General features: G+C 47.3%; 16 protein-coding genes and 1 pseudogene. 9 read left to right on the top strand and 8 right to left on the bottom strand.

The genetic code is table 11. The annotated features are described in order from the left end of the window. A pseudogene (locus tag QZ331_RS12900) lies at positions 1-235 on the top strand (transglutaminase domain-containing protein); the annotation flags it as partial. 324 nt (positions 236-559) lie between these two features. Here the strand turns inward: QZ331_RS12900 and QZ331_RS12895 are convergent. The 4 genes from QZ331_RS12895 to QZ331_RS12880 all read right to left on the bottom strand — a co-directional run bounded on the left by QZ331_RS12895 (position 560) and on the right by QZ331_RS12880 (position 3,704). Continuing rightward, on the bottom strand, positions 560-1,309 hold the full coding sequence (locus QZ331_RS12895) for a copper homeostasis protein CutC (RefSeq protein WP_294630944.1): 750 nt from the start codon (positions 1,307-1,309) through the stop codon (positions 560-562). A 141-nt stretch (positions 1,310-1,450) separates the two neighbouring features. Further along, entirely contained in the window at positions 1,451-2,986 is a 1,536-nt protein-coding gene (rny, locus tag QZ331_RS12890; protein WP_294630942.1) for a ribonuclease Y, read from the bottom strand. A gap of 119 nt (positions 2,987-3,105) precedes the next feature. Beyond that, positions 3,106-3,396, bottom strand: coding sequence for a cell division protein ZapA (locus tag QZ331_RS12885; RefSeq protein WP_294630940.1), 291 nt, complete (start codon positions 3,394-3,396; stop codon positions 3,106-3,108). A gap of 14 nt (positions 3,397-3,410) precedes the next feature. Then, positions 3,411-3,704, bottom strand: a complete 294-nt coding sequence (locus QZ331_RS12880) for a hypothetical protein (RefSeq protein WP_294630938.1) — start codon at positions 3,702-3,704, stop codon at positions 3,411-3,413. Positions 3,705-3,892: 188 nt separating this feature from the next. Between QZ331_RS12880 and QZ331_RS12875 the strand changes: the two genes are divergently transcribed. Then, complete coding sequence (locus tag QZ331_RS12875) at positions 3,893-4,459, top strand: nucleosidase (protein WP_294630936.1); 567 nt, start codon at positions 3,893-3,895, stop codon at positions 4,457-4,459. Here QZ331_RS12875 and QZ331_RS12870 read toward each other — a convergent pair. Continuing rightward, positions 4,429-4,788, bottom strand: coding sequence for a YbaN family protein (locus QZ331_RS12870; protein ID WP_294630934.1), 360 nt, complete (start codon positions 4,786-4,788; stop codon positions 4,429-4,431). The two genes, QZ331_RS12875 and QZ331_RS12870, sit on opposite strands and share 31 nt — an antisense overlap. 128 nt (positions 4,789-4,916) lie before the next feature. Between QZ331_RS12870 and QZ331_RS12865 the strand changes: the two genes are divergently transcribed. The 7 genes from QZ331_RS12865 (at position 4,917) to QZ331_RS12835 (ending at position 9,966) form a co-directional block, all read left to right on the top strand. Then, the gene (locus tag QZ331_RS12865; RefSeq protein WP_294630932.1) at positions 4,917-5,270 is read left to right on the top strand and encodes a 6-carboxytetrahydropterin synthase; all 354 of its coding nucleotides are present in this window, start codon (positions 4,917-4,919) and stop codon (positions 5,268-5,270) included. A gap of 23 nt (positions 5,271-5,293) precedes the next feature. Next, the gene (locus QZ331_RS12860; RefSeq protein WP_294630930.1) at positions 5,294-5,839 is read left to right on the top strand and encodes a radical SAM protein; all 546 of its coding nucleotides are present in this window, start codon (positions 5,294-5,296) and stop codon (positions 5,837-5,839) included. Between the two features lie 51 nt (positions 5,840-5,890). Further along, positions 5,891-6,631 carry a (Fe-S)-binding protein gene (locus tag QZ331_RS12855; protein WP_294630928.1) on the top strand — a complete coding sequence of 247 codons (741 nt, stop codon included), beginning with the start codon at positions 5,891-5,893 and terminating at the stop codon, positions 6,629-6,631. Continuing rightward, complete coding sequence (locus QZ331_RS12850; RefSeq protein WP_294630926.1) at positions 6,628-8,013, top strand: lactate utilization protein B; 1,386 nt, start codon at positions 6,628-6,630, stop codon at positions 8,011-8,013. The genes QZ331_RS12855 and QZ331_RS12850 overlap by 4 nt, the downstream gene beginning before the upstream one ends. Next, positions 8,010-8,591 carry an LUD domain-containing protein gene (locus tag QZ331_RS12845; RefSeq protein WP_294630924.1) on the top strand — a complete coding sequence of 194 codons (582 nt, stop codon included), beginning with the start codon at positions 8,010-8,012 and terminating at the stop codon, positions 8,589-8,591. The genes QZ331_RS12850 and QZ331_RS12845 overlap by 4 nt, the downstream gene beginning before the upstream one ends. Before the next feature lie 15 nt (positions 8,592-8,606). Then, positions 8,607-9,479, top strand: coding sequence for a pyridoxamine kinase (locus QZ331_RS12840; RefSeq protein WP_294630922.1), 873 nt, complete (start codon positions 8,607-8,609; stop codon positions 9,477-9,479). Positions 9,480-9,744: 265 nt separating this feature from the next. Next, positions 9,745-9,966 carry a hypothetical protein gene (locus QZ331_RS12835; protein WP_294630920.1) on the top strand — a complete coding sequence of 74 codons (222 nt, stop codon included), beginning with the start codon at positions 9,745-9,747 and terminating at the stop codon, positions 9,964-9,966. Between the two features lie 5 nt (positions 9,967-9,971). Here QZ331_RS12835 and QZ331_RS12830 read toward each other — a convergent pair whose 3' ends face one another. The 3 genes from QZ331_RS12830 to QZ331_RS12820 all read right to left on the bottom strand — a co-directional run bounded on the left by QZ331_RS12830 (position 9,972) and on the right by QZ331_RS12820 (position 16,816). Continuing rightward, the gene (locus QZ331_RS12830; protein WP_294630918.1) at positions 9,972-11,531 is read right to left on the bottom strand and encodes a beta-N-acetylhexosaminidase; all 1,560 of its coding nucleotides are present in this window, start codon (positions 11,529-11,531) and stop codon (positions 9,972-9,974) included. A 100-nt stretch (positions 11,532-11,631) separates the two neighbouring features. Continuing rightward, positions 11,632-13,482, bottom strand: coding sequence for a RagB/SusD family nutrient uptake outer membrane protein (locus QZ331_RS12825; RefSeq protein WP_294630916.1), 1,851 nt, complete (start codon positions 13,480-13,482; stop codon positions 11,632-11,634). A gap of 13 nt (positions 13,483-13,495) precedes the next feature. After that, positions 13,496-16,816 carry a TonB-dependent receptor gene (locus tag QZ331_RS12820; RefSeq protein WP_294630914.1) on the bottom strand — a complete coding sequence of 1,107 codons (3,321 nt, stop codon included), beginning with the start codon at positions 16,814-16,816 and terminating at the stop codon, positions 13,496-13,498. Between the last annotated feature and the right edge of the window lie 127 nt (positions 16,817-16,943).

Raw genomic sequence — 16,943 nt, 5'->3', positions numbered from 1 at the left:
GCAATATAAGAAATTCAATCCGGCGGAATTTCCGGGATTGCCGTCTACCATTACTTACGGTATAGATATAGACAACGGTATCCAGCAGCAAATAGCCAAATCCATGAACCTTTCCAACCGGAATAATCTTCCTATGTTCATCATAGCCGACACGTTCAATCGGGTAGTCTTTGTGTCGCAGGGATACACCATCGGATTGGGCGAACAGTTGATGAAGACCATTCACGGATTGTAAATGAAACGAGTGAAGAGGGTATCTGGAAATGGGTACCCTCTTTTCGTATGCGGGGGAATGTTTCGGAAGTGGTTTATAGTCGGTAGACAGATACGCAAAGGAAGTTATGAGGAAAAAGTATATAGCCGAAAAAGCGGGGTTTGCCCCATTGGTATGAATGGTTGGGTGGCGATTTGCATCCGGTCGATTCGTTGTTATGGAGTGTAGGCGAGGAATTTTGAGCGCAGGAATGTACTGTTGTAGGAGCGGTACATCCCTGCTTGATTGTTCCCACAAAGTCAAAATTCATAAACTTGTCAGAACCAAAGCAAAGCCCCTTCTTTATTATAAATGTATAGCCTGAATCGTATCCATCACCCTGCGGACGGTCGTTACATTTCGTTCATATTCGTCGATGTGTACGGTACCGCCCATAGATACGGATTCATTCTTATACTCCATCTCGCTTTTAATACTTTCGCGTGCGGAGAAGTGAAACTCCCGTATGCCTGTCTCCTGGCTGATTCGTGCGATATTCTTTTCGTTTACGCCGCATCCGGCAAGTAAAATGATTCTTCCCGCTGCCTGTTCCTGCAACTCTTTGAGCAGAGGAATACCCGATTCGGCAGTGGCTTGCTGACCGGAAGTAAGGATGCGGTCGCAACCGAGTTCTATGATTTGTTCAAGTGCTTCTTGCGGATGGCGGCAAACGTCAAAGGCACGATGGAAGGTGACGGACAACCCTTTCGATGCTTCCATTAGTTTGTGCATGACAACGGAGTCAATCTCTCCGTGAGCAGTCAGGCAGCCGAATACCACTCCGTCGGCTCCGAGTTGTTTGGCCATTTCTATATCTTTCAGCATTGTTTTTATTTCCGTCGGCGAGTAAAGAAAGTCTCCACCTCTGGGACGGATGATGACGTGCAGACGGGTGGTGTCCAGCATTTCGCGTGCTATAGATATTTCTCCGTACGAAGGTGTCGTTCCGCCTTCGGGAATTCCTGCGCATAATTCTACGCGGTTGGCTCCGCCCGCTTGAGCAGCAAGGCAACTTTCCACAGAATTGGCACAAACTTCAAATTGATACTCTTTCATAGGTTGATGATAATTAAAGGTGAGAGATATGTGAAAAACAGACAGGCACGGATTTCACGTGTGTGGCGGTTTGAGTTAAAACCGTGTTTTCCGTGTAATCCGTGCCTGTATAAAAGTCGGTGGATTGTTGAACTTCCAGGGTTATTTGGCGAAACTTACCGCACGTGTTTCACGGATGACGGTAATCTTCACTTGTCCCGGATAAGTCATTTCATCCTGAATCTTCTTAGCTATTTCGCCTGACAGGTTTTCAGTCTGCTTGTCGTCAATCTTATCCGCACCCACGATAACGCGGAGTTCGCGTCCTGCTTGAATTGCGTAAGTCTTGGTTACGCCCGGATAAGACATTGCTAACTGTTCGAGGTCATTCAGACGTTTGATATAAGCCTCGACGATTTCGCGGCGTGCACCCGGACGTGCGCCTGAGATAGCGTCGCACACCTGTACGATGGGAGCCAGCAAACTTGTCATTTCCGTTTCGTCGTGGTGGGCACCGATGGCGTTGCAAATATCTGATTTTTCCTTATACTTCTCAGCAAGTTTCATACCCAACAATGCGTGCGGAAGTTCCGGTTCCTCATCGGGCACTTTACCTATATCATGCAACAATCCGGCGCGTTTTGCCTTCTTTGGGTTCAGTCCCAGTTCTGAAGCCATCACTGCACAGAGGTTAGCTGTCTCACGTGCGTGTTGCAATAGGTTCTGACCGTAAGAAGAGCGATATTTCATCTTACCGATGATACGAATCAGTTCGGGATGCAAACCGTGTATACCGAGGTCAATTGTAGTGCGTTTACCGGTTTCGATGATTTCTTCTTCCACTTGCTTACGTACTTTGGCTACCACCTCTTCAATACGTGCCGGATGGATACGTCCGTCGGTGACGAGTTGGTGCAGTGCCAAGCGTGCGATTTCGCGGCGAACGGGGTCGAAGGCAGACAGAACAATTGCTTCCGGTGTATCGTCTACTACGATTTCAACGCCTGTGGCAGCTTCCAATGCACGGATATTACGTCCTTCACGTCCGATGATGCGTCCTTTTATTTCATCCGATTCGATATGGAACACTGTAACAGAGTTTTCGATGGCAGTTTCCGTTGCTACTCGTTGGATAGACTGCACTACGATACGTTTCGCTTCTTTGTTGGCGGTCAGTTTGGCGTCGTCCATGATATCGTTGATGTAGGATTGAGCCTGCGTTTTAGCTTCCTCTTTCAGAGATTCTATGAGACGTTCTTTCGCTTCTTCGGCAGATAAACTGGAGATGGCCTCCAACTTATCGATTTCCTGTTGTTGCAGTCTGTCAAGTTCTTCTTTTTTCTTGTCTACAATCACCAGTTGCGCTTCTAAGTTTTCTTTGACGGCTTCGGCTTCCATCTTTTTACGCTGTATTTCTTCCTGGCGTTGTCCGAGCACCATTTCGCGTTGTTTCAACTTATTTTCCGCCTGCTGAATCTTTTGGTTCCGCAGTGCTACTTCTTTTTCAAGATCTGCTTTCTTGTTTAAGAACTTCTCTTTCACTTCCAGCAGCTTGTTTTTCTTAATAACTTCCGCTTCTGTCTCCGCTTCTTTCAGGATATTGTCGTATTTGGATTTCAGTCCATACCTGAATAGTATGTATGAAAGGGTTCCACCGACGATGAAGCAAGCAATGGCTGTTGCTATAATTGCTATCATTTTACATTTAATTTAATATATAAATAAAAACGCACTGCCGAATATCAGAGCATATTCTTGCTCGGATATTATGCAGTGCGCGGTTGTTTCTTTCTTTCCGATATGAATGACCGGTGTTCCTATTCTTCTCTGAAATGGTCTTCCAGCAATTCTGTCAGTTCTTTTATCTTCTCCATACAAGGAGCGGTGTCATTGCGTTGCATCCATTGCAGTTTTTCTAATGAAAAATGGTAGGCTACCATCGCAATAATCTTTTCCGATTCCAAACCTTTATAGCTTTCGCGATATTGATTCAGTCTGATATTCACCTGCTTGGCAGCTTCCCTTATTATTTCTTCCTCCTCGCGGTTGATGGTTAACGGGTAGTTTGAGTCTGCTATATGCAGGTTTATTTTTATTTTATCGTTCATACATCTTCTTCTTATTATTCATTTAACAAAGCGATGCATTTATCGACTTCACGCACTAATTTAGACAATCGCAGCTTCGTCTCTTTTACGTCGCTGCCGTTAAGGCTGATTGCCGTAGCTGTTTTTAGGTTTGTGTAGCTGACTTCCAATTCATCGTATTGTGCCTGTACCTTCTCATTTCGTAATTTTTCTAAATCGAGAAGTCTTTTCAACTCAGCATTTTCACGCTTTAATTCACCATGCAGATAGATTAAATGCCGTAGCTGCGTCTCAAAGGTATTCAATAACTTTTTTTCTTCTTCTGTCATTACTACACCAAAATTGTACACAAAAATACGATTAACTCTGATATTACAAAAACTTTTCGGGATAAAATGTTGGTTTTGCTGTAAAATAGCAGGTATAGGGTTGATTTGTGGTAATAATTGCTTTATAAAATAAGCAATGGTCGGGAAAAAACATATCTTTGCACGTTCAATGAAATGGAGGAGAATGTATGTTGAAAATATTAGTAACCTACGCCGTTCAAGGCGAGTTTGTAGAGTTAAAGTGGGCTGATGTGGAACCGTATTATATCCGTACGGGTATCGGTAAGGTAAAATCCGCTTTTCATCTTGCCGAAGCCATTCGTCAGGTGCAGCCCGATTTGGTGTTGAATATCGGAACTGCGGGAACAGTCAATCATCAGGTAGGAGATATCTTTGTCTGCCGGAAATTTGTAGACCGTGATATGGCGAAATTGAAGGAGTTCGGGCTGGAGGGCGAAATTGATTCGTCGGCATTGCTTGCGACAAAAGGATATTGCAAGCACTGGACGGAGAACGGAATATGTAATACCGGCGACGGATTTCTGACGGAACTGACTCATGTCAGCGGAGATGTGGTGGATATGGAAGCCTATGCACAGGCGTTCGTCTGCCGTTCGAAGGAGATTCCGTTTGTTTCGGTGAAATATGTTACAGATATTATCGGCCGTAACTCCGTGAAACATTGGGAAGATAAGCTGGCAGATGCGCGGCAGGGGCTTTCCGACTATCTCAATGTCTTGAAAGAAAGAATATGATAGGTGATACCTGCGGCTATCACTCCTAAGAGAACCTTTACCCAAAGCAGAGGAATCAGAAAGAATATGCAATACAGCATGGTTCCCCACATCAGTATGAGTGAGATGATTTTCGCCCGTAGCGGAATGGCTTTGTTTTCACGGAAATTGCGGATGTAAGGGCCGAAATGCCGATGATTGAGCAACCAGTTGTATAATCGGGGCGAACCTTTGAAATAAAGGGTGGCTGTGAGCAGCAGAAAAGGGGTAGTGGGCAGCAACGGTAAAAAGATACCGACAATGCCGAGTGCCAAAGAGATGCTTCCTAAAACAATATACAGAGTTTTCATGCAGCAAAGATAGTACGAAAATAGGAAAAAAATACTCTCTTTGTTGACTGAAAACTCTATTTTGTATTACCTTTGCCGATGCATCGAGGTGACATTAGATGCGTGTAACAATTAAAATACGTACAGCAATGTTTACAGTTATCAAACGCATGGAGATTTCAGCTTCCCATAAGTTGGTGCTCCCGTATCGCAGCAAATGCGCCAGTTTACACGGTCACAACTGGATTATCACCGTTTATTGTCGTTCCATTCGACTTAATTCCGAAGGAATGGTGGTCGATTTCACCCGTATCAAAGAAGTGGTGATGGAGAAACTCGACCATCAGAATTTGAATGAAGTACTTCCGTTCAATCCAACGGCCGAGAATATCGCCCGTTGGGTTTGCAAGCAGATTCCCCAATGCTATAAAGTAGAGGTACAGGAGTCGGAAGGAAACATCGTCATCTATGAAAAAGACTCCGTAGCGGAAGAAGAGAAATAGTTGCAAACAAAATACATACGACGATGAGAAAGATTAATGAAATCTTTTATAGTTTGCAGGGCGAAGGATACCACACTGGGACTCCCGCTGTCTTTATCCGTTTCTCCGGTTGCAACCTGAAATGCAGCTTTTGCGACACGCAGCACGAAGAGGGAACGATGATGACTGACGATGAAATTATCTCCGAAGTAGAAAAATATCCTGCCGCTACCGTCATCCTGACAGGCGGCGAACCTTCTCTGTGGATAGATGACGAATTTATCGACCGCTTGCACCGTGTGGGCAAGTATGTCTGTATCGAGACAAACGGTACGCGTCCCTTGCCCCGGACCATCGACTGGGTGACCTGCTCGCCCAAGCAGGGCGGTGTGCTTGCCATCGACCGGATGGACGAAGTCAAAGTAGTCTACGAAGGGCAGGATATAAGCATTTATGAACAACTTCCCGCCGAACATTTTTTCCTCCAGCCTTGTTCTTGTAATAACACAGCTTCTACAGTGGCGTGTGTAATGCAGCATCCCCGATGGAGACTCAGCCTGCAAACACACAAGCTCATTGATATCCGTTGACATCAGTCGGTGCGGATACGCCGGAAGTAGCTTAAATTATTACATGAAGATATGAAAGTAGGTTTGTTTATTCCTTGTTACATCAATGCCATCTATCCCAATGTAGGGGTGGCGTCGTATAAGCTCTTGCGAAGTTTGGGAGTAGACGTCGATTATCCGTTGGACCAGACCTGTTGCGGACAACCGATGGCAAATGCCGGTTTTGAAGACGAATCGGCGAAGTTGGCACTCCGTTTTGACGATTTGTTTCAAAAGTACGACTACATTGTCGGTCCTTCCGGCAGTTGCGTGGCTTTTGTGAAAGAGAACCATCCCGGTATTCTTGTCAAAGAAGGTCATGTATGCCGTAGTGCAGCTAAGATTTATGACATCTGCGAGTTTATCCACGATGTGCTGAAGCCGTCGGAAATTCCCGCGCGCTTTCCCCACAAGGTCAGTGTGCACAATAGCTGCCACGGTGTGCGCGAACTTATGCTTTCGGCTCCCACGGAATTGAACATACCTTATTATAATAAGCTGCGCAATTTGCTCGATATGGTAGAGGGTATTGAAGTATTCGAACCTGCCCGTGCCGATGAATGCTGCGGTTTTGGCGGTATGTTCGCTATGGAAGAACAAGCGGTGTCCGTCTGCATGGGGCGCGACAAGGTGAAGGCTCACCTTGCCACCGGAGCCGAATACATTGTCGGTGCCGACAGTTCTTGCCTGATGCATATGCAAGGCGTCATCAGACGCGAGCATCTGCCCATCGAGATTATTCATATAGTAGAAATATTAGCATCGCAGTCATGAGTACGAAACATTCGAAGGCTGCCGAAACGTTCTTGCAAGACGGCAAGAGGGCAGCATGGCATGACGAAACCCTTTGGATGGTACGTGCCAAGAGAGATAAAGCAAGCAGGGAAGTGCCCGAATGGGAAGAATTGCGCGAGAAGGCTTGCCAACTGAAACTATACTCCAACAGCCACCTCGACCAACTGCTGCTGGAGTTTGAGAAAAACGCCACCACCAACGGCGCTATCGTTCACTGGGCGAAAGACGCCGCCGAATACTGCGACATCGTCTACCGGATACTGAGCCGGCACAACGTACATCGTTTCATCAAGAGCAAGTCGATGCTTGCCGAAGAGTGCGGGCTGAATCCTTTCCTTACAGAGCGTGGCATTGATGTCGTAGAGTCTGATTTGGGCGAACGAATCCTGCAACTGATGAATCTCGAACCGAGCCACATCGTACTGCCCGCCATTCACATCAAACGTGAGCAGGTAGGCGAACTTTTCGAGAAGGAGATGGGAACGGAAAAGGGGCTTTCCGACCCTACTTACCTCACGCACGCTGCCCGGAAGAACTTGCGCCGCCTCTTCCTCAACGCCGAAGCCGCCATGACAGGCGCCAATTTTGCCGTGGCTTCTACAGGCGATATCGTAGTCTGCACCAACGAAGGAAACGCAGATATGGGAACTTCCTACCCCAGACTGAACATTGCCGCCTTCGGTATGGAAAAGATTGTGCCCGATTTGGAATCGTTGGGTGTCTTTACGCGCCTGTTGGCACGCTCCGCCACGGGGCAGCCGGCAACGACATATACCTCTCACTATCGCCGTCCGCGCGAAGGAGGCGAATACCATATCATCATTGTAGACAACGGCCGCAGCGCACTGCTCTCCAATCCCGACCACATCAAGACGTTGAATTGCATCCGTTGCGGTGCCTGCATGAATACCTGTCCGGTCTATCGCCGGAGCGGCGGATACTCGTACACCTATTTCATTCCCGGCCCTATCGGTATCAATTTGGGAATGGCGCACAATCCGGTGAAGTATGCCGATAACCTGTCCGCCTGCTCGCTCTGTATGTCCTGTTCCGATGTTTGTCCGGTGAAGGTCGACTTGGCAGAGCAGATTTATAAATGGCGCCAAGAGTTGGATGGGCTGGGCAAGGCAAACAGGACGAAGAAGATACTGTCGGGCGGTATGAAGTTCCTGATGGAACGTCCGGCGCTGTTCAATGCAGCCCTATGGGCGGCGCCGGTGGCGAACGCTCTGCCCCGTTTTATGAAATACAACGACCTCAACGATTGGGGCAAAGGGCGCGAACTGCCCGAATTTGCCAAAGAGTCGTTCAACGAACTATGGAAGAAAAATAAAGTACAAGAAAAGGAGGAACCCAGATGAACAGCAAAGAAGAAATACTGGCAAGCATCCGCCGACATACGTCGAAGCGTTACGAAAAGCCCGATGTGGCAACCCTGCAAAGCCTGTCGTATGCCGACAAGATAGCGCAGTTTTGTGCAGTCAGCCGTGCAGTGGGCGGCGCGGCGGTGGTGTTGGGCGAGGGAGAAGATGTGAATGCTGTGATACGCAACGCCTTTCCCGATGCCGTACGCATCGCTTCCGTACTGCCGCAAATCTCTTGCGCCACTTTCAATCCCGACCATCTTGACGACCCCCGCCAACTGGACGGAACAGACGTGGCAGTCGTAAAGGGTGAAATCGGCGTAGCCGAGAACGGCGCCGTCTGGGTACCGCAGGCAACGAAACACAAGGCTCTCTGTTTCATCTCCGAAACATTGGTTATCCTGCTCGACCGTAACCGGATTGTAGATACCATGCACGAGGCCTACCGCAAGCTCGACGGACAGCATTATGAGTTCGGAACTTTCATCTCCGGCCCTTCCAAGACTGCCGACATCGAGCAGGCCTTAGTGATGGGTGCCCACGGGGCGCGGGGTGTATTGATTGTTTTGATTTAATAAACACAGATATATATGTATGCTAATAAGGTGAAGAAAATAGCTGCCGTACACGACCTTTCGGGGATGGGACGCGTCTCCTTGACGGTAGTTATCCCTATCCTCTCGTCGATGGGTTTTCAGGTCTGTCCGCTTCCTACGGCGGTATTGTCCAACCATACGCAGTATCCCGATTTCTCTTTTTTGGATTTGACGGACGAGATGCCCCGCATCATCGAACGCTGGAAGCAGTTGTACGTGCGGTTTGATGCCATTTATACTGGTTATTTGGGGTCGCCCAGGCAAGTTCAGATTGTTTCGGACTTTATCAACGACTTCCGCCACGAAGACAGTCTGATAGTAGCCGACCCTGTGTTGGGCGACAATGGTAGGCTATACACCAATTTCGATATGCAGATGGTGAAAGAGATGCGTTGCCTCATAACGCAGGCAGATGTGGTCACTCCCAATCTGACGGAACTGTTCTTTCTGCTCGACAAGCCCTACAAGGCAGACAATACGGACGAAGAGTTGAAGGAATACCTCCGCCTGCTCTCCGACAAAGGCCCACAAGTGGTGATTATCACCAGTGTGCCTGTGCACGGTGTTCCTCACAAAACCTCGGTCTATGCATACAACCGCCAGGGCGACCGTTATTGGAAAGTGACTTGTCCCTACCTGCCTGCCCATTATCCTGGGACGGGCGACACGTTTACAAGTGTCATTACCGGGTCGCTGATGCAGGGAGACAGCCTTCCGATGGCGTTGGACCGCGCCACGCAGTTTATCCTTCAAGGTATCCGTGCCACCTTCGGCTATGAATACGACCCGCGCGAAGGTATTTTGTTGGAAAAAGTGCTTCCTAATTTAGCCATGCCCATACAGATGGCGAGCTACGAACTTATCTAAACGCCCGATACGCTTTTTTTTGAAGAACATCCATCGGACGAACGTATGTAAACGACTGGTCGTTTGCCTGCAAAGCCTTAGTAACAAAGTTGTTAGGGTTTAATGGTAAACTTCCGGTCTTTTATATATAAAGTTCTGTCCGATTGTTTGCAATCTATAAACGAAGGCTTCATTTATATAAACGAAAGTTTCATTTATATAAACAAAGCCTTCGTTTATAAAAACGGAACTTTCATTTAGAGTTTGCAATTGGTAAAAAAAAAGATTGATACAGCTATCGGAGAAGTTTGTCTATAGTGAAGAAGAACTTTACAAGGGGTCGTTTGAGGGAAGGATAGCGGTCGGTTGGAGTGAAACTGCTGCATGGCAGAGCGGGAGGGGTAGAAAAAACAACGGAGAGATGCTCTTGACCGAACATCTCCCCGTTAAGTATTGCAGTTTTGAAACGGTGGTGCGTACAACTACACTCCACCGTGTGATGCGGTGAGGAAATTAATCCCATTTATAATCTTGTGGTACTTCACTTTTTAAAATTGGTCCGAATTTATACCCTTGCTCTTCGAACCATTCCTTCTTTTGAAGCACGTGCTCGTAGAAACGGGTAAACTCCAGTGGCTCTCCTTGATGCCACATCTGTTCTGCCAGTCCGATGATGCGGGGAAACAGGCGTTGGTCTATCATGCGTTCCGTCACTACATCGTCTGTCCATAAGGCGCAGCTCATGCCGAGAATCAACGGATTCTTTTCATTGTAGGCCTTGTTCGAAGGATTGTCCAGATACAAGTCTTTCAAGTCGAACGTGCGTTCTTTGGCGTATCCTCGCCACGGAGTGAGCGGGAAGTTGAGATACGTATAGTAGTTTGAACTGCAAATGACCGGATAGTTGTGCTTGAGCGCATTGCGGAGTGCCAAGTCTTTGTGGCCGCGGTAGTTCCACCATTGGATGACTGTGTTGTCGGGCAGCGGATATCCGTCCTGATATACGACATCTCCCCAGAAGATGGCTTTGCGCCCCTTCTGCTTCAAGTAGTTTGCCATCTGCGCGGAGAACCATAGTTGGAGGTCGTGGCTGTCTTTCAGGTTCAACGCAGCGATTCTTTTTTGGCAGTCTTCGCATTTGTTCCAATTCCCCTTCGGGGCTTCGTCTCCTCCCAAATGGATGTAGGGGGAGGGGAATAGCTCACATACTTCGTCCAATACGTTTTTCAGGAAAGTCAGCACTTCTTCTTTTCCGGCACAGAATATGTTTTGGGTGAATCCCTGTTGCGGCACTTCGACGGGCAGCCCGAAGCAACCCAACTCCGGATGGGCGGAAAGAGCAGCTTCCGCGTGTCCCGGCATATCTATCTCGGGCACGATGGTGATGTTGCGCTGGCTGGCATAGTTGATTACCTCACGTATCTCTTCCTGTGTGTAGAATCCGTGTTGTTCTTCTGCCTTTCCTACCGAACCTCCTACTTGGGCAAGGCGCGGATACCGCTTGATTTCTATCCGCCATCCCAACCCTTCCGTCAGGTGCCAGTGGAAATAGTTCATTTTAAGCAGGGAAGCCATGTCGATATACTTTTTGATGGTGGATATCCGTTGGTATTGGCGTCCGGAATCGAGCAGGAAGCAGCGCCATTGCATACGGGGGGAGTCGGTGATGTCGGCACAGGCAAAGGTAAGTTTTCCGGCCGGGCCCGAAACCCATTGCCGCAAGGTCTGCACGGCGTAGATGAATCCTCTTTCACCGGAGGCGGTTATGGTCATCTGTTTCGGATTGATGCTTATCTTATATCCTTCGGGCGGAAGCGACGGGTCGTTCATCCAGCAGATGTGGGCGGCCGATGCTTTGGATTGCCATTTGACGGAAGCGTCGCGGAGTACTTCGCTGCGCAAAAGGCTTACGTAAAATGCGGTGGTATCCGCAGTGTACATGGAAATGTTCTTTCGTAAGTTGAGTTTGCCTTTTTTCATTTCCACCTGGTTGGGGGAGGGGAATACGATTTGACCGCACGTGAGGGCTGCATAGGATACAAGTAGGAGAAGAATGGATAATCGGTGTTTCATACAGGTTATCTTGATAATGGTTAGTTGTAGGTAAAGTTAAGAATAAACTGTCCAAAGTGCCAAACACTTTGGACAGTTTCAATTGATTAAGGTCTATTTATTAATTCTCACTTTCCCAGCCGGGGTTCTGTTCGAGTTGGGGGTTCAGCACTCGTTCGTTGCGTGGGATGGGGTTGAGGTAATAATAGTCGGGCCACAAATGAGTCTGTTGAGGGTGGAACTCAAGATATCCTTCGGCAGCGCCGCCATCAATTGTCACATTGGTTCCTGCCGGGAAGTCAGATGCCCGTACATATTGTCCGAGTTTCTTTTTCAGTGCATAGTGGCATTTCTTCCATCTTCTCAGGTCGTCGAAACGGAAACCTTCGGAGAAGAGCTCGATGCGTCGCTCACGGCGAATCTCCCATAACAGGGGATTTACTTCGTAGTCGCCCGAATAATCGGAGTTTCCTTTGTCACGCTTCGGGTCGAAAGAAGCATCGATATTCGTAACAATCATCGGAGCTACGTTGGCGCGTGGGCGCAGTTTGTTGATGGTGAGGTTGGCTATGTCTTGGTCGAATTCGCCCAATTCGCACATGGCTTCCGCATAGTTCAGCATTACTTCTTCGATGCGGAAGATAGGCATATCCGTCTCCTCGTTTCGTTGGCTACCCATGTCCAAATAGCAGCAGTAGTATTTCCAGTTGTTGTATCCGAAAGCTGATTTATACCACGGCTGGTTGTTCAAGAAGAAGTCGAAGTGTGGTACGGCTCCTAAGATACCGCCGATATATCCTTGACGGAACGGCAACGTTTTCTGCCGCTCTTTGGAGGAGCCGTATCCTATTCCTATACGTGTGTTGAGGCTGTCGATGAAACTTTTGTCTTTAGGATTAAATTCCCATTTGTTGTCCCATGCGTCGTTCGATTTGCTACGGTCTACAGTATAAGGCGGAGTGACGTGCAGCCATAAACGGTGGTCGCGGTTGCTGAATTCATCGTACAGGTCTTCATCGCCTAAAAACAACTCGCTTGTCCAGCGCGGCTTACCGTCCGAGCAAAGATAGCTGTCTACCAAATCGCGGGTCGGATTGTAGAACGATGAGGCAGTGGTTCCACCGATACTTACAGCGTGTACCACACCAACAGCGTTCGAGTACTCTCTGTATAAAATCACACCCGGAACGTCTTTCAGTTCCAGCGAGCAGAATAAGTCGTCGTAGCAGTCGGCTACGTTGGGATACTTCTCTATCAGTTCGGCAGATACCCGCTTGCATTCCTGCAGGTAGGTTTCGGCATTACTCAAACCGTGGTATTTGCGCCATGTACCTTCAAACAGGCAGAAACGCGACAACAATGCTTGTACGCAGGCTTTGTTGATGGTGTTTGCCCCTTCGCCGTTTTCATTGATGCCCTTTTCGGCTTCTTTCAAATCGTTCAGGATATGTTCGGCTATTTCATCTCTCGATGCTCTCGGGCCTTCGATTAGTTCTGTCTCATCATCGCTCAATACGTGGTCAATCCAGGGCACGCCGCCATAGGCCGACAGGAGAGAGAAGTAGCGGTAACTGCGGAAGAAATATCCTACCGAACGCCAGTGGGCTTTCTCCGTATCCGTCATGTCGCTGCCTTCGATGCGGTCGAGCATTAAGTTCACGCGGCGGATATAGCTGTAGTAACTCCATACAGTATTGTCTTTTTTATCAGGAATAGTCACTAATTTCCGAATCCAGTTACTTTCGCTCGAACCTCTTGTCTGGTTGTACGAGATGTCGTCCGTAGAGTTTTCCGAACCGTATCCCAATGAAGGCAGGGTTTCGTATAGTCCCCAGGCGTAAGCCTTGAAGTTGTCGTATGTTTTAAAAGCTGTTTCAGCGGTCGGGTCTCCCAAAGGATACCTTTCCAGGAAATCATTATTAAGACAGCCGGTCAGTAAAACCGTACATATCAGATATAAATATTTTCTCATAATGCATGGGTTATTAGAATGTAACATTGATACCAAGAGAGAATTTTCTCATAAACGGATATTCCCAATAGCCTTTCTTCAACATATCGGTTTCCAATCCCTCGGGCAAGTGGTCCCAAGTATAGAGATTTTCTCCACTGAAGAATACTTTCATCTCATCGAAATAGATGCGTTGCGACCACGTTTTGGGCAACGTGTACGAAAGTGTGATATTCTGTAGTTTCAAGTAAGATGCATCTGCCAGATACTTGGTCTGTTTCCAACGGTTGTAGGAGGTGTTTACTGCATCGTTAGCATATACGCGCGGAAAGTGTGCGTTCGTGTTTTCGGGTGTCCAGAAGTCGAGCGTTTCCTTAAATAAGCTACCCCAGTTTCCAGTAGGCCATGCAATCTGGTCGGTACGCCAGTAATCGCGTTTGCCCACACCGCGTAGGAAAATAGACAAGTCAAATCCTTTCCAGCTTACTCCTGCGGTGATACCGTAGTGGAAGCGCGGTGTTGAGTTACCGATGATGCGTTGGTCGCCCGGGTTGTCTGCCGTTCCTTCACCGCTCCAGATGGTTTCTGTATCGTCATCGAAGTTTTTGTACAAAATATCTCCCGGATACACAGTTCCGGCTCCTTTCGGTTTAGGAATACCGGCTTTCAATGTCCCGTCTTCGTTGAAGTCGTCTACGGTGTAGAAACGGTCGGTGACGTATCCCCATATTTCTCCTATTTTCATACCTTTACGATAAATCTTATCACCCAACAGGTTAGTTTCGTTGTTGTACTTCGTAATCTCGCTTTGTGAGTCGTACAGGTTGAAGCCAATCCGGTAGCTCCAGTCTTTGTTGATACGGTCTCTCCAGTTCAATTCCAATTCCCAACCATAGGTTTTCAGGTCGGCGGCATTCTGTTTGGCAGCAGTAGCACCGATTACCCACGGAAGGTCCATACCAGGAGCCAACATTCCTTTGGTGTCGCGGCGATACCAGTCGAAAGTACCGTTCAGGCGGTTATTGAAGAATCCGAAGTCGACGCCGAAGTCCAGTGTATATACTTTCTCCCATGAGAAATTGTTGCTTACCATTGCAGGAACTCCCAGTGTAGTGGCTTTCTGTCCGTCTACCAACCATTCTGTGAGATAAGGCGCCATGGAAGGAATGTATGGATAGTTTTCGGGGGTATTGTCAGGCTTCAGGATAATCTGGTTTCCGATAGAACCCCACGAAGCGCGCAGTTTCAGGTTGGAAAGAATGTCTCTTGTTTTTTCCATGAATGCTTCTTCCGAGATTCTCCATCCGGCTGAGAAAGATGGGAAGAATCCGAAACGGTTGTTCTTCGGGAAACGGGAAGTTCCGTCGTAACGTCCGTTGGCTTCCAACATATATTTGCCGGCGTATGCGTAATTGATACGGTAGAACAAACCTCTGATGGCATATTCGTCAAAGCTGTCGCTGACAGAAGCCGTACCGGTCGAACCTGAAAGAGAAGGCAGGTTTTCCAACAATACGTCCGTACGTTTTGACCATTGGGATTCCTTGTGGCTCTCTTCCTGGTTATATCCTCCCATGATGGCAATATCGTGTTTGCCTATGGAGAAATCGTAATTGGCAAATACGTTGACGGCATTGTAGTTGGTGAATCCTTGTGTCAGGGCGTAACTTGAGTTTTCTACATTGTTCAAGACTCCCGTAAAGTTGAAACCGATGTATTGGTATTTGTTGACATACATCCGGTTGTATTCGGTAGTGCGGTTAAATGTATATTCACCCGTTATTTTCAATCCTTTTAACGGAGATATGATAACACGTCCCAATGTGCGCAGGTCGTTTTTCTTGATAACTCTCGGTTCGCCATAACGTACATAAGTAGCCGATGTTTCGGCCGGATATACTACGCCGTCTTGTTCATACGGCAGGATGTTATGGTAAGATGGCAAAGCCATCGCACTTCCCCACACACCGTTGCGGCCGCCTTGCTCTACTTTGTTTTGAGTAGAGTTGGCATATCTGATATCCAACTGAGTGGTAAGCCATTTGTTGATATCCACGCTGAGGAAGCTGGACATATTGATACGGTTGTACTTGTCTTTGTCTGTTATCAGAATTCCGTCTTCGCCGGTGTATCCTAAACTTAAGCGGTAATTGGTGCGTTCGCTACCTCCCGATACGGAGAAACTGTGGTTCTGCATGAAGCCGAAGTCTTCCATCATGTCGGCAAACATATCGTTTTCCCGCATTAAGAACAAATTGCCTTTGTCGTCAAATATATAACCGTTAGGATATTTGGAAGGATCGCTTTGGTAGTCGCGTATATATGATTCCCACTGGGTGATGTTTTTTCCGTCCACATACGTGTCATTCGCCCATCCCATCTCCTTGTAGGCCAATACCGACTCCAACGGACTGGCTTTTTGCGGCAACTCCAATGCTTTCGAGAAGGAGAAGTTGTTATTGTAGTTGAATTTGGGAGCCATATCTTTTTTACCTTGTTTCGTTGTTATCAGGATAACACCGAAAGCGGCACGCGCTCCATAGATAGCTGCCGAAGCGGCATCTTTCAGGATAGACACGGTTTCAATATCTTGCGGGTCAATCATATTGATATCCATCGGTACGTTGTTGACCAGCACCAAAGGTTCACCTCCGTTGATGGAAGTTGTTCCACGGATATTATACGTCATGTCATCGCCGGGAGCACCTGTGGCCGATTCGATCTTCAAACCGGGCACAACACCTTGCAAAGCTGCCGATACATTGGTTATAGGACGGTCGCCTAAGGATTCCTTGACGTTTACGGCTCCTACGGCTCCGGTCATATTCACTTTTTTCTGTGTACCGAATCCGATAACTACAACTTCCTCCATCGTTTGTGTGTCTTCCTGCAACTGTATGTTGAAGGATGTCTGGTTTTTCACAGGAACTTCTTGTGTGGTGTATCCGATATAAGTGATTCGGAGTTTACCATTTGCCGGAACTTCCAATGAGAACTCGCCGTTGAAGTTGGTGATAGTGGCTTGTTTGCTACCCTCTACAAGAACGTTGGCACCAATCAAAGGCTCGCCTTGTATATCTGTGACCGTTCCTCGAATGGATATATTCTTACTCTTGTTATCGGAAGATGGCTCTTCTTTAGGTTGAACCGGTACAATGATAATATGTTTGCCTTCCGTCCTGTAAGTGAATCCGGTTCCTTTTAATATGGAATTCAAAACAGAGGATACGGTTTGTTGGGCAAAGTCAACACTTACCTTTTGTTTCACGTCCAACTTTGTTTGATTATAAGCAATGCTTAAATCGGTCTGTGCTTCAATGCTTTCAAATACTTTTAATAGAGGTTGGTTTTTCATGGATACTGTTATCTGCTGGCTCTGTCCAAAGACACTGCTACAAAAACATAAAGCAAATAACAATATATAAAATTTACTCGTTGGTTGAATTAAGAATCTAAATATTTACAAATGAAAAAGTTGCACA

The sequence above is a fragment of the uncultured Bacteroides sp. genome, assembly GCF_910586915.1.
Classification (GTDB): Bacteria; Bacteroidota; Bacteroidia; order Bacteroidales; family Bacteroidaceae; genus Bacteroides.
This window is presented reverse-complemented; position numbering and strand designations above follow the sequence as displayed.

Bases quoted from the DNA above. Each gene is read 5' to 3' on its own strand.
- QZ331_RS12895 (WP_294630944.1), bottom strand. From the start codon at position 1,309: ATGAAAGAGTATCAATTTGAAGTTTGTGCCAATTCTGTGGAAAGTTGC.
- rny (WP_294630942.1), bottom strand. From the start codon at position 2,986: ATGATAGCAATTATAGCAACAGCCATTGCTTGCTTCATCGTCGGTGGA.
- QZ331_RS12885 (WP_294630940.1), bottom strand. From the start codon at position 3,396: ATGAACGATAAAATAAAAATAAACCTGCATATAGCAGACTCAAACTAC.
- QZ331_RS12880 (WP_294630938.1), bottom strand. From the start codon at position 3,704: ATGACAGAAGAAGAAAAAAAGTTATTGAATACCTTTGAGACGCAGCTA.
- QZ331_RS12875 (WP_294630936.1), top strand. From the start codon at position 3,893: ATGTTGAAAATATTAGTAACCTACGCCGTTCAAGGCGAGTTTGTAGAG.
- QZ331_RS12870 (WP_294630934.1), bottom strand. From the start codon at position 4,788: ATGAAAACTCTGTATATTGTTTTAGGAAGCATCTCTTTGGCACTCGGC.
- QZ331_RS12865 (WP_294630932.1), top strand. From the start codon at position 4,917: ATGTTTACAGTTATCAAACGCATGGAGATTTCAGCTTCCCATAAGTTG.
- QZ331_RS12860 (WP_294630930.1), top strand. From the start codon at position 5,294: ATGAGAAAGATTAATGAAATCTTTTATAGTTTGCAGGGCGAAGGATAC.
- QZ331_RS12855 (WP_294630928.1), top strand. From the start codon at position 5,891: ATGAAAGTAGGTTTGTTTATTCCTTGTTACATCAATGCCATCTATCCC.
- QZ331_RS12850 (WP_294630926.1), top strand. From the start codon at position 6,628: ATGAGTACGAAACATTCGAAGGCTGCCGAAACGTTCTTGCAAGACGGC.
- QZ331_RS12845 (WP_294630924.1), top strand. From the start codon at position 8,010: ATGAACAGCAAAGAAGAAATACTGGCAAGCATCCGCCGACATACGTCG.
- QZ331_RS12840 (WP_294630922.1), top strand. From the start codon at position 8,607: ATGTATGCTAATAAGGTGAAGAAAATAGCTGCCGTACACGACCTTTCG.
- QZ331_RS12830 (WP_294630918.1), bottom strand. From the start codon at position 11,531: ATGAAACACCGATTATCCATTCTTCTCCTACTTGTATCCTATGCAGCC.
- QZ331_RS12825 (WP_294630916.1), bottom strand. From the start codon at position 13,482: ATGAGAAAATATTTATATCTGATATGTACGGTTTTACTGACCGGCTGT.
- QZ331_RS12820 (WP_294630914.1), bottom strand. From the start codon at position 16,816: ATGAAAAACCAACCTCTATTAAAAGTATTTGAAAGCATTGAAGCACAG.